Consider the following 12,727-nt stretch of genomic DNA (forward strand, 5'->3'; position numbering starts at 1 on the left):
CATTCATTTTTTTATCCCTTTTAAAATGGATATTGATGTAAATGTTGTCCTCCATCCATTGTCATGCAAGTTCCATTTATGTACGCAGCTTCATCTGAGCATAAATAATAAGCTAGACCAGCGATTTCTTCTGGCGTACCCAGCCTTCCAAGCGGAACACTTTGTATCGTACGCTTAGCCATTTCTTCTGAAATCCATAATTTATCAGCACCGCCCGTACGTTCAATTGGTCCTGGAGCGATAGCGTTAACTCGTATTCCATATTTACGTCCCCACTCAACAGCGAGCGTCTTCGTCATCGCTAATACTCCTGCCTTCGCTGCAGCCGAATGAATAACTCCTGGACCTGCATCCCATGCATATGTTGCTACCATGTTAATGATATTCCCTTTTATACCTTTTTCAATCCAATATTTTCCGACAGCATGGCTACAGTAAAATGTACCGTTTAATACAATATTAATGACCGAATTCCAGCCATTCACGGATAAATCTTCTGCTGGACAAATAAAGTTTCCAGCTGCATTATTTATTAAAACATCAATTCGACCAAACTTCTCATCAATCTGTTCAATCATTTTCTGAATGTCATCCGTATTTCTTACATCCATTTGTACAGGTAATACTTGCCCTGGAAATTGTTCAATTTCCAACTTTGTTTCCTCTAGTTTTTCTTTTGTACGTCCTGTAATAACAACTCGTGCCCCTTCTTTTGCAAAGCGAGTCGCCATTCCTTTTCCCATTCCACTCGATCCACCTGTTATAATAACTACCTTTTCTTTCACATACATCCCCTCCAAAAAAATGAATACACATTCATTTTATCACTTTATTTAATAGAAATCTTTATATTTTTAAACTTTTCTGATATTTTAATGTAAAGAACTTTCTTTTTATTCATTTTTTTCGTAATCTATACTAATTTTTTATTATGTAAAGTATATTTTTAAATAAACTGAAAGGAGATTTGAGTAGCCTGTAAATGGAATAAAAACATTGAGGTATACTCATATTTTTATGACGCACATTACAAGAAGAAATTTTTTAAAAATTGGTATGCGTACTTGTCTCTATTCATTTATAACCAGTGGCATCGGATACTACTATGCTAAATATATAGAACCCCATTTCATTTCTTTTACACAGCACACATTAAAATCACAACTCATCCCAAAAAGTTTTCATGGTATGAAAATTCTTCAATTCAGCGATTTACATCTCGGATACTATTTCTCGCTTCAACATTTATCTCAAGTTGTTTCTAAAATTAATGCTGTAAATCCAGATATTGTCCTTTTTACCGGAGATCTCATTGATAATTATCAAACGTATACTGACACTCCTTTTGTCGCGTCCATTTTAAAAAATATACAAGCCCCCTTCGGTAAATTCGCTATTTATGGTAACCATGATCACGGTGGATATGGAACTGAATACTATGAGCACATCATGCGTGAATCAGGATTTGAACTATTGCTAAATAGTAAAAAAAGAATTCGTCTAATGGATAATAGTGAAATTTCTATTTTCGGTCTCGATGATATACTACTAGGCAAACCAAAAATAGAGAAAACATTACAACATGCACGGCAAAATACTTATAACATCGTTCTTGTTCACGAGCCAGATATCGCGCCGCAAATTTCCAAATATCCAATCAACTTGCAACTTTCTGGTCATAGCCATGGCGGACAAGTACAAATTCCTTTTTTAGGGGCTATTATTACACCATCACTCGCCAAAGACTATATTGAAGGCTTCTATACGATGCAGGATTTAACTCTCTATGTCAATCGAGGCCTCGGAAGAACACGTGTCCCATTTCGTTTCATGTCAAAACCTGAAATCACAATTTTCACACTCCAACATTCGTAATAATTCGCCTATTTTCTTACATATCCTTTCTTGTACGCGCTCATCCATGTTTCGTTTACCATATGATAAAAGTGAGTCCAATAAAGGAGGTATGTTCATGTATCCATATTATCAACCAATTCCAGTCCGTTCAGCACCTATTGGTCCAGTAGGCGACTCACGCTTCTTCCCGTTTTTTGGTGTTCCCTTTCTAGCTGGAATTGCTGGTGGATTGCTCGGCGGAGCATTAGCTTTCGGCCCTCGACCATTTTATCCACCTTATCCACCACCTTTCCCGCCGCCAGCACCTTATCCTTGTTACGGTGGACCATGTCAGCAACCCTACTATTACTAGGTTAAAGTAACGATTCTTTCAAATATTATTCTCTCAACGAGCCATCTCATTACACGCTTATAATAAAACTATTGTTTCTACTCATCCTTCTATTTTTGGAGCATATGAGTAGAAAAAAGTAAAAACCTCTTATGGACATAAGAGGTTTTTACTTTTTTTCATTATTCAGCGTCTGTATTTTGATACGCCATCTTAAACAACTTCACTTGGCTATCAATTTCTTCTGTACTACCATTAATAACATAATAGTAATCACCATCTTTATTTTGTTCACGTGTTTTCACATTATCAGCTAATATAAGCTGTAAAATCGCCTTAATTCGTGCCTTCATTTCAATATCTAATATCGGGAAAGATATTTCCACTCGCTTCTCCATATTTCGCGTCATCAAATCAGCTGAAGATAAATATATTTTCTCCTCCCCATTATGATGGAAATAATAAATACGGCTATGTTCTAAATATCTTCCAACAACACTAACTACACGAATATTTTCACTTACATTTGGAATACCAGGTCGTAGGCAACATGTTCCTCGAACAATGAGCTCTACCTTTACTCCAGCTTGTGATGCTTCGTACATTTTTTTTATTAACGGTTTATCTGTTAATGAATTCATCTTAGCGATAATATATCCATTTCCATATTGCCTATGATAACGGATTTCTTCATCTATTAAATCCATAAATTGCTCTCTTATATCAAATGGAGCAACCGATAAATGATGAAAATGTGGCTTTGTTGTATAACCACTTAAATAATTAAAGAAATTGGTTGCATCGACCCCAAAATCTTTTCTTGATGTAATATATCCAAAATCAGTATATAACTTCGCTGTTGCATCATTATAGTTCCCAGTTCCGAGATGTACGAACCTTTCGATTTTTCCGTTTTTTCTCCTTACAACTAGCGTAATTTTACTATGTGTTTTCAAGTGACTGACACCGTAAATAACATGACAGCCTGCCTGTTCCAATTCTTTAGCCCAGTGAACATTGTTTTCTTCATCAAACCTTGCCTTTAATTCAACTAATACCGTCACTTGTTTTCCCTTTTCAGCCGCTATCTTTAACGCCTGAATAATCGGTGAATCACCACTTACACGATATAACGTTTGTTTAATCGCAAGTACATTCGGATCGTCTGCCGCATCACGGACAAAATCAACTACCGGCTGAAATGATTCAAAAGGATGATGTAATAAAATATCATGCTCAATTGCTTTTTCAAATACATCTTCTTCATCACCTAAATCTTGAGGCGGTTGCGGAATAAGAGCTGGATATACAAGATGTTCATATAAAGGAGCTAGTTTTTTATATAAAGAAAACAAACATGTTAAATCTAATGGGCCATCCATTATATATACATCTTCATCTTTTACTTCCAGAACCTCATATAATAATGCTAATACTCTTTCATCAATGTGTTCTTTCCCAACTTCTAAACGTACAGCAGCCCCCCACTTACGCTTTTTTAATTCTTTTTCAATTACCTTTAATAAATCTCTCGCACCTTCTTCATGAATCGTTAAATCTGCATTGCGTGTAATACGGAAACGAGTAACAGATGATACTGTATATCCCGTAAATAATTTATGAGTAAAGCTACTAATTACGTCTTCTAATAAAATAAATTTATGCTTTTGCCCTTCACTCGGTAAAATTATGAAGCGCTCAAGTAATGAAGGAACTTGCACAATCCCTAACTTCGTCCTGTTTTCTTCTTCTGCTTGCTTCTCATCATATAAAAGAGTAGCCAAATTCAAACTTTTGTTTAATAACATTGGAAATGGGCGATATGCATCAATAGCTACAGGAGTTAACACCGGAAAAATTTGCTCGTCAAAATACTCTTCTATAAATTCTCGCTGCTCTTTCGTCAAATCATTGAATGTTAAACGTTCAATTCCCTCTAACTCAAGCGCTGGTAATACATAATTTTTAAATGTATCATATTGTACTGTCATTAGTGCATGGGCTTTTATCGCAATTTTATTTAATTGCTTTTTCGGTGTTAAGCCAGCTTTATTTTCTGGTTGATTAAATCCAGCACTCACTTGATCCTTTAATCCCGCTACACGTACCATAAAAAATTCATCTAAATTCGAACTAAAAATACTAATAAATTTCAATCTTTCCAAAAGTGGATTATTTGCATCTTGCGCTTCTTGTAAGACACGTTCATTAAATGCTAACCAACTTAACTCTCGATTATTGTAATAAGCTGTATCATTTAAATTTACTGCATTCCCCTTCAATAATTCCATTCTCTTCACACTTCCCCTTGAAACTTTTTTACTATAATTTAGTTAATTTCATTTTATCAAATTACAATATTACAAAGTGTAAATTTTTCGTAAAGACATCCGTACAACCCTAATGTTTTAGTTCAAATAATAAATTAATATTCGTTTTTAATACTCTTTCTAACTGTTTTTTTTGTTTTTCAGCTTGTACTTTTTCTGCTAATGCCGATTGTTCACATAAAACTTTAAACGTTAATCCCTCTTCGCTTTCTGTTATAGATATGGTATCAATAAGCGATCGTTGCCTTACATTTAAAGTAGCTGAAAATTGTAAAACAGCTCCTAACAGGCGGATTTTTTTTTGTTCGCTTTTATCAAACCAACCTTCAAATGGAGATAAATGTTGTTTAAATAACATTTTTGATTTATACGATGCAATAAGCGCTAGCCTTACTCGATCTTTATGCATCATGCCATCAATTGTCTTATTCGCTAATAAATAAAACGTATGTAAACGGCTTGCTTCTTCGTCTATATATTTGCCTATATTAAATACTTTCGCAGCTTGATGGAACACTTCCCAGTCTTTTACTGACATAGAAATAAGCCCTATTTCCTCAAGTTGTTTGCAAATTAGTCTTCCATGTTTAATAAGTTGAATAACAAATTCCATGTCCATTTCGTATTCATGTGATAGTAAATGCAAACTTTCTTCAACTACGTTCGGATAATATGAAATCCCCAAATCTTTTGTCAACTCTTCATAGAAAACACCTTCTCTTAACCCTTTTCTACTTAATACAAATGCCGGTGCCTCTATAACATGAACAAGTGTATGAAATACTTCAACCGCTGGAATAATCGTATCTGCTCGATCTTTTGCTAATCCTTCCAATTTCTGAAGTTCTATGAACGACAATTTTTCCAATTCCTCTTTTACACTTTCAACATCTTCTTCTTTCATCTTGTATAAATGTAATCCTGCTATAGGATAACATATTAAATTTTGATGGATTTTTACTAAGTTCCTAGCACTACCACCAATTGCAATAAGAGGCAATTTCTTATTGATTAACCATGGTAACGTTCGAAATTGAAACTCTAAATACTGTTGCATTCCCTCTAACTCATCTTTAGTAGGAATATCACCTTTAATAAATTGTTGCTTTAAAGAAAGTGCCCCAAAAGGAAAACTATGGTACTCTAAAATCTCTCTATTTCTAAAGTATGTAACTTCCGTACTTCCCCCACCAATATCTACCGTTATTCCTTCTGAAAACGATGTAGAATTCATAACCGCCAGGTATCCGTAACGCGCTTCCTCATACTCTGATAATACTCTAAGAGTAAAGTCCGTTTGTCCTTCAACAAGCTTTTTAATTTCCTCTTGATTCTCCGACTGTCTAATTGTTGCTGTTGCAACACAAAGTACATGATGCAACTGATGGAATCTTGTACTTTCTTGAAATTGAAATAATGTCTGTAATAATACTTCTATTCCCTCTTCATTCAATACACCATCAATTAAGTAATTCCTTAACCTAGCAACAACTTTCGTATTTTCAATCTCTTTATAAAAACCTCCATTTTGCTTTTCATAAATAACTAAACGCATTGTATTAGATCCAATATCTATAATGGCATACTGTTGTTTTAATATTTCTTTCAAACTTCTCACTCTTTCATTATCAAATTTCAAAAACATATTCTATGACTATTATACAAAATAGTTGTTTTTTGTAACAATATTGCTTTAATATTGAAAATATATACAATCACTTTTTGCGTATAATAAATACCTATTTTATTTATGGTATAATAATGAAAAATTGAAAGGAGATTCAATATGAAACCTTCACAACCACAATCTCAATTACAAAACCAACATTCTATTAATCGACTAGCTCAATCTATTTTCGTTGTGAATCGTCATGCTAAAGCAGCTACTAATCCTAAATATTTATACTGGTTAAAAAAGACAGCTTTAGAACGTTTGATTGCTGAAAAAAAAGCAATTAAAGAAGGATTGCATTTTTCTAGAAACCCACGTTTTAGCCAACAACAATCTGATGTCCTTATACGTTTAGGCGATTATTTTTTCCACATCCCTCCTACGAAAGAAGATTTTCGAATTCTACCGCATCTTGGTCATCTTGAATCCTCCTATCGAAATCCGAAAACAACCTTATCTTTAACAGTAGCAAAAAAAACACTTCAAGATTATATTGGTCCTGAAGCATTAAAACAAGAAAAAAAATTAAGTGAGCCTGTTCCATGGTATAGTCGTACTTATACAAAAAAATAAAACAGTTTGGCCAAGTGTAGGCCAAACTGTTTTATTTTTTCTCTTCTTTAATTTTAATATTTGCTTGTTTATAAAAAGCTACTTTTTCTGTATTATAAGACTTTGTAAATTCATTAAATTTATCTTTTTCTGACTCAATATCCTTATAAGATTGATTTACTACTTTTACTTTTTCACTAATATCTTTTAATTTAGTACCTTTATCTTGTAACATTGTATATAACTCTTTTTCTTGTTTTAAAGATTTGTTATAGCTGTCATACATTTTATTAAATGAATCGTGGCGTTTCTCATACGTGCTTTTCACTTTATCAGCTTGATCTTTCAATTTCTTATCTTCAATTTTCTTCACATACTTATCAGCTGACTTCACTTCTTCTTGCGCTTTATTTAAAACTTCTTTTTCTTTTGTAAGCACTTTTTCTCGTTCAGTTGTATTTTTCACTGCTTGATTCAGTTTTTCTTTAACAGTTTGATTATTATCTTTTCCTTCTTGAACAATCTGGTTATATAATTCTTGTCCTTCTTTCTCTAAAGTCTCAAGTTTTTTTGCATCTTCAAACATTGTTTTTTCTTGTTTAGCAGCGTTTTCAAACGCTACATATAATTCTTCTTCTGGTTTCGGACCGAAACAACCGGCTAATAAAATCATTGATAATGTAGTTACAATTGCTAATTTACTATATTTCAACATCTCTTCCTCCTACTTATAAACGACCATCGTGTAATATAAAAAAGTTATAAAATATGTAATTGTTCTATACACTCGCATCTTTTTTACGAAGATCATTAATATTGTTTGTACAAATTATTACTTGATATTACATTATTCTTTTTGAATTATTTAGCAATTCCATATCCATTTTTAAGTATACTACTTCGTGTTTTTTAAGGCCTGTTCACACTATGTATTACTTTAATATCCACGGAATTTCACCTCAGTCTTAATAAGACTATAATAGTTCACCTGATAAAAGGTGATCGCTCCGCTCTCACGTCTATCATTCCCTTTCCAGCTTTCTATCAATTAATCTCTTTGTTCATTTTACACAGTACAATCGATATCTCGCAACAACTTACAAATATTCTTTTCATTTCCTAAAAAGGAAAAGTGTAGAGCTTGCTTTCCTCTACACTTTTAAAATAAAACACACTGTGCAAATTGCATTGGCACTACCATCATAATTATATGCTTATTTCATATATTTTTAAAGACTTTTATTACAAACGTGGCGTTTTTTGTAATAAAAGTCAAAAAAATGTTACAAATAAAACATCTTCCTATCATATATCTTCAAATCAAAGCTTCACTCATTTTCTTGCAAATTTCTATACTGGTACAATTGATTTTGCGACTTTCTCAACAGTTCTTCAAACGTTTTTCCTTCTACTGGATAGCTAGCTGCTCCAAATAAAAGAGTGATACTGAGTAAATCACCTTCTATTTCACTTTCAATATTTTTCATTAATCGTTTTGTTATTGTTGATGTTTCATGACCATTATCAATTGCTACAATAACGTACTTATTTTCATCCCACTTTGTAACAACATCGCCCTTCCGAATTGTCTTTACAATGGTACTCTCTAATTTTTGTACTAACACTCCCAACTTTTTTTCTTGCAACGTGTCTTTTAACCCTTCCCATTCTTTTACAGAAAGAATGTACACTGTAATATTACGAGAATCTCTTTCAGATAAAGCAGCTACTTTCCCAAAAAAATCAACAACAAAATCATTGCTTGCCATTCCTCCTACTTCCATACCCATACGCTCGTTTGTTCTTTTATCGTACCAATGTCCAAAATAATAACTTAGTATCATTTGCAATATATAAATAATAAAGACGGTATAAAATGATCGTGAATCCAGTTTTGCAATTACATCCTGAAGTGCAATCCATTCTGTAACTGCCACAGTATTGCCAAGCAATAATCCACTAATTTTTCCTTTATGTTTCATACTTTTCCCCCTTTTATACCAATATATGTTTCTATATCAATAATGTTTTTCTACAAAATAAAAAATGTACATATGCAATGTACATTTCTGCTTAAGCTTGTATACCTTTTCTACTCTATTTCATATATATAATATATAACTTTTATAGAAAGGAGTAATCTATATGCTACAAAAAGAGAATCTATCAGATGCTATGCGTTTGCTAGCTGGTTTTCTATTATCATTAAAATTATTATTTACCTCTTTCGGGATACACTTTATTACAAACGATCAAATCGACGCTATTGTTAATGTTGTTTCATTTTTATTTATTCTATACTTTGGCTACAAAAATAACTATGTAGGAAAAAAAGGAATGGAGCAAAAGAAAATACTCAAAAAACACAACCTTCACTAAAAAAGGAACCTTTTGTACAGGTTCCTTTTTATCATTGACGCACAACAACTTCATTTGTTTGCAGTGGGCCATATGATATCTCTTTATCTTGAAATGTATATGTAGCCTGAAAGAATGTTTGTTTAAGAGCTTTATCTTTATTAGCTTTTATTTTACAACGTAGTTCCACCTTCTCATTCGGTAACAAATCATCAATTCGCCATCTAACAAGCTGGAATAAAAACTCACTTATCCCCTTATCAACTTTTAAAGAATTAGGAATATAAGCAAAGTAATCTCGAATCATATGACTTACAACAACTCTCGAAATCATTTCTACCCCTTTATTTTCCACTTCAATTCTCATAATAAGTATGTCGTTTACATCGTAGGTCAATTCATACGAAAATTGTTCTGTATACATACTACCAATTTGTAATGTAACGGCTACTTGAGGAAATTCGTTTTCCTTTTTCGATCCGTCAATCCACAATACTGGTTGTAGCGGTATTGAATACTTTCCTGTATCCGAAATTCGTCCCCATATTTTCATAATATATATTCACCTCATTTCAGATGTAACATACACACAATGAATTCCCCAAATTCCTAAAGCTTGCTACAAGCAATGTTTAATATTTCTCTTCCTTTTATCCTATTCGACAATATGAAGAAAAAACCATTTTTCATCTATTAACAGAAGGTGTTCTTTATGAAATTTTTTTACAATTTACTTCATTCCCTTCATAGCAATATTCGTATGGCTCACTCGTTCTCTACTCATACGAAAGAATATTTTGACGGAAGAAAAAATTTGCCTTATAGTCAAATTTGACTATAATATTCTTTATGGCATATAAGTGCACTTATGGAAAAGAAATTAACATCAACTATACATTTAAATTTTTTATCCACTGCACTCAAAATTTAATATAGTTTACTTATTTCTAAAGGAGGGTTATATTTGGAAACTCAACCATTAAAAAAAGAAGCCAACAAGACAAAATTTGTTGTTGCTGGTTTACTGCTTGGTATATTAATGGCCGCAATGGATAATACAATCGTTGCAACCGCAATGGCAACAATCGTTGGAGACCTGGGAGGATTTGATAAGTTTGTTTGGGTCACATCAGCTTATATGGTAGCAACAATGGCAGGGATGCCTATCTTCGGGAAACTTTCTGATATGTACGGGCGGAAACGTTTTTATATTGGTGGCCTCATTCTTTTCTTATTCGGTTCTGCGCTCTGCGGAACAGCTTCAAGCATTGAGCAATTAAGTATTTATAGAGCTATTCAAGGGATCGGTGGTGGTGCCCTTATGCCTATCGCCTTCACAATTATGTACGATATCTTCCCACCAGAAAAACGCGGGAAGATGACAGGACTATTCGGTGCCGTTTTCGGGACATCTAGTGTATTCGGTCCTTTATTAGGTGCTTATATTACAGACTATATAAGTTGGCATTGGGTCTTCTATATCAATATTCCATTAGGACTTATCTCCTTTTTCTTCATTACTAAATACTACAGTGAGTCTCTAGAATTTAGAAAACAAAAAATTGATTGGGCTGGTGCTATTACACTTGTCATAAGTATCGTTTGCTTAATGTTCGCATTAGAACTTGGTGGTAAGGAATATGCCTGGAATTCTACTGTAATTATTGGCTTATTTACAACAGTAGTTATTACGCTTATTATTTTCTTCTTTGTAGAACGAAAAGCAACCGAGCCTATTATTTCATTCCATCTATTTAAAAAACCTTTATTCGCAGCTAGTCAAGGAGTTGCCTTTTTCTATGGTGCCGCTTTCATTATCTGTACAGTTTATATTCCAATCTTCATTCAAGGCGTCCTTGGAGGTTCCGCCTCTAATGCTGGATTAATTTTAACACCAATGATGGTTGGTTCTGTAATTGGAAGTCAAACGGGAGGACAATTAGCTTCTCGAACAAGCTATCGTAACATTATGATGGTATCTGGTGTCTTCTTCGTTCTTGGTATTTATTTATTAAGTACTTTAACAATGGACACACCTCGTTTACTCGTAACACTATTTATGATTCTCGCTGGGCTTGGTGTTGGTTTCTCATTCTCAGTATTAAGTATGTCTTCTATTCACAAGTTGGAAATGCGGGACCGTGGTTCGGCGACATCAACAAACTCATTCTTCCGATCACTCGGTATGACTCTTGGTGTAACGATTTTTGGTACAATTCAAAATCATATTTTTACAGATAAACTAAACTCTGTATTCCCCCCTGAACTAGCAAAATTAGCTCCAAAAGGCGGAGACACAAGTTTCTTATTATCACCAGGCGCTACCGCAAAAATTCCTGCTGAAATATTAGCGGGTATTAAGGAAGCTCTCGCTACATCTATTGCGAACACATTCTTCTGGGCACTCATCCCGGCTGTACTAAGTATTATTTGTATTTTACTTATGGGAAATGAACGCCTCTTTACAGGCCCTAAAAAGAAAGAAAAACAAAAGCAAGTTAGTTAATATAAAAAAGAAGCGGCATATCCCTTTATGAAAAAGGATATGCCGTTTATAATATGGATAAAGTTTTTATATACAGGAGTTGAGACAGCATGAGCATGAAATTAGTCATTCTCGGCTTGCTACTCGAAGGAGATAAACATCCATATGAAGTGCAGCATATTATGAAAGAACGACAAATGGATTGTTACATTAAATATGCTAAAGGATCACTTTATTACGCCTTCGAGCAATTAGAAAAGCAAGGGGCAATTCATATTACAAGTGTAATTAGAGACACAAATCGACCTGACAAAACGATTTTTCATATAACAGAAGAAGGCAAAAAACTATTCCACACTTTACTATTAAAACAATTCGAAGCCAAAAACCAAATATATAAACCTATTTATTCAGCCTTATCTTTCGCTCACTTTAGCAATGATCACGAATTAGTTCCTATTTTAGAAAAAAAGAAAAACGATACTCTTCAATATTTACATACTATGCAAACGATATATGATTGTAATAAAGGAAAGGTTCCACGTGCACAACTATATATTTTGCAAAGTGTAATTGAGCATATTACAGTTGAATTACAATGGCTAAACACCCTCCTTAAAGATGCTATAGCAGGCCGACTTTCAGAAGTTGCTATAGATGAAGATTGAGCTATGAAAGAAGACATCCCTACTTCTTTCATAGCTCAATTTCTCTTTTCATACTGTAATATTATTCGTTACTCCAGAATACAAAAAGTCAGAATACTAAGAAATAAAAACTTTAGAATTTTCTTATTTTAAAACAGTAGACAAAATTCCAAAAATTATGTTAAAATTTGTTTCAATATCATATCGCTTGTTAAATTCCTTTCAAAAGGAAAATAGGTACACGAAAGTTTTGTTTCGTGTTTAAAAGGGAAGCTTGGTGAAACTCCAACACGGTCCCGCCACTGTAAATGCTGAGATTTCTTTTTGGTGCCACTGTGAAAACGGGAAGGTAAAAGAAATTATATGAAGCATAAGTCAGGAGACCTGCCTGTTTTAACAACACTGATAGATTCACGGATGATGATGAGGTGTTAAAACAAAAAGGAAGGCTTATTTTCTATGTCTTTGTACTTTTTGTTATAGGTATTTCCTAGT

At 33.4% G+C, this 12,727-nt stretch carries 12 protein-coding genes and 1 riboswitch; of the genes, 6 read left to right on the top strand and 6 right to left on the bottom strand.

The features are described 5' to 3' along the window. Window positions 1–20: 20 nt before the first annotated feature. A complete protein-coding gene (gene fadH, locus ACX9TM_RS20075) occupies window positions 21–785 on the bottom strand; it encodes a 2,4-dienoyl-CoA reductase (protein WP_000660913.1) in 765 nt (254 codons plus the stop codon). 232 nt (window positions 786–1,017) lie between these two features. Between fadH and ACX9TM_RS20080 the strand changes: the two genes are divergently transcribed. Both ACX9TM_RS20080 and ACX9TM_RS20085 read left to right on the top strand, forming a co-directional pair. Further along, entirely contained in the window at window positions 1,018–1,875 is an 858-nt protein-coding gene (locus ACX9TM_RS20080; protein WP_002026257.1) for a metallophosphoesterase, read from the top strand. A 97-nt stretch (window positions 1,876–1,972) separates the two neighbouring features. Beyond that, window positions 1,973–2,209: a hypothetical protein gene (locus ACX9TM_RS20085; protein ID WP_000283738.1), complete on the top strand. Its 237-nt coding sequence runs from the start codon at window positions 1,973–1,975 to the stop codon at window positions 2,207–2,209. Between the two features lie 161 nt (window positions 2,210–2,370). Here the strand turns inward: ACX9TM_RS20085 and ACX9TM_RS20090 are convergent, their stop codons facing one another. Together ACX9TM_RS20090 and ACX9TM_RS20095 are read right to left on the bottom strand one after the other, a co-directional pair. Continuing rightward, on the bottom strand, window positions 2,371–4,479 hold the full coding sequence (locus tag ACX9TM_RS20090) for a polyphosphate kinase (protein ID WP_000421678.1): 2,109 nt from the start codon (window positions 4,477–4,479) through the stop codon (window positions 2,371–2,373). A gap of 109 nt (window positions 4,480–4,588) precedes the next feature. Further along, window positions 4,589–6,163 carry a Ppx/GppA family phosphatase gene (locus tag ACX9TM_RS20095; RefSeq protein WP_002198132.1) on the bottom strand — a complete coding sequence of 525 codons (1,575 nt, stop codon included), beginning with the start codon at window positions 6,161–6,163 and terminating at the stop codon, window positions 4,589–4,591. A gap of 141 nt (window positions 6,164–6,304) precedes the next feature. Here ACX9TM_RS20095 and ACX9TM_RS20100 point away from each other — a divergent pair, with 141 nt between their 5' ends. Then, entirely contained in the window at window positions 6,305–6,763 is a 459-nt protein-coding gene (locus ACX9TM_RS20100) for a YkyB family protein (RefSeq protein WP_000804864.1), read from the top strand. A 31-nt stretch (window positions 6,764–6,794) separates the two neighbouring features. On the opposite strand, the gene ACX9TM_RS20105 is transcribed toward ACX9TM_RS20100, so the two are convergent. Both ACX9TM_RS20105 and ACX9TM_RS20110 read right to left on the bottom strand, forming a co-directional pair. Beyond that, window positions 6,795–7,457 carry a YkyA family protein gene (locus tag ACX9TM_RS20105; RefSeq protein ID WP_000922498.1) on the bottom strand — a complete coding sequence of 221 codons (663 nt, stop codon included), beginning with the start codon at window positions 7,455–7,457 and terminating at the stop codon, window positions 6,795–6,797. A 613-nt stretch (window positions 7,458–8,070) separates the two neighbouring features. Then, window positions 8,071–8,724, bottom strand: a complete 654-nt coding sequence (locus ACX9TM_RS20110; RefSeq protein WP_063220780.1) for a diguanylate cyclase domain-containing protein — start codon at window positions 8,722–8,724, stop codon at window positions 8,071–8,073. Between the two features lie 163 nt (window positions 8,725–8,887). Here ACX9TM_RS20110 and ACX9TM_RS20115 point away from each other — a divergent pair, with 163 nt between their 5' ends. Continuing rightward, window positions 8,888–9,121 (top strand): SPP1 phage holin family protein, encoded by a 234-nt coding sequence (locus ACX9TM_RS20115; RefSeq protein ID WP_000939448.1) that lies wholly within the window; start codon window positions 8,888–8,890, stop codon window positions 9,119–9,121. Between the two features lie 31 nt (window positions 9,122–9,152). Here ACX9TM_RS20115 and ACX9TM_RS20120 read toward each other — a convergent pair whose 3' ends face one another. After that, window positions 9,153–9,653, bottom strand: coding sequence for a hypothetical protein (locus ACX9TM_RS20120; RefSeq protein WP_000708120.1), 501 nt, complete (start codon window positions 9,651–9,653; stop codon window positions 9,153–9,155). 411 nt (window positions 9,654–10,064) lie between these two features. Between ACX9TM_RS20120 and ACX9TM_RS20125 the strand changes: the two genes are divergently transcribed. Together ACX9TM_RS20125 and ACX9TM_RS20130 are read left to right on the top strand one after the other, a co-directional pair. Next, window positions 10,065–11,606, top strand: coding sequence for an MDR family MFS transporter (locus tag ACX9TM_RS20125; protein WP_000449912.1), 1,542 nt, complete (start codon window positions 10,065–10,067; stop codon window positions 11,604–11,606). An 89-nt stretch (window positions 11,607–11,695) separates the two neighbouring features. Beyond that, window positions 11,696–12,253 carry a PadR family transcriptional regulator gene (locus tag ACX9TM_RS20130; RefSeq protein ID WP_000062067.1) on the top strand — a complete coding sequence of 186 codons (558 nt, stop codon included), beginning with the start codon at window positions 11,696–11,698 and terminating at the stop codon, window positions 12,251–12,253. A 197-nt stretch (window positions 12,254–12,450) separates the two neighbouring features. After that, window positions 12,451–12,638, top strand: a riboswitch (cobalamin riboswitch). The last annotated feature ends 89 nt before the right edge of the window (window positions 12,639–12,727 follow it).

The organism is Bacillus sp. LH1 (genome assembly GCF_057924895.1).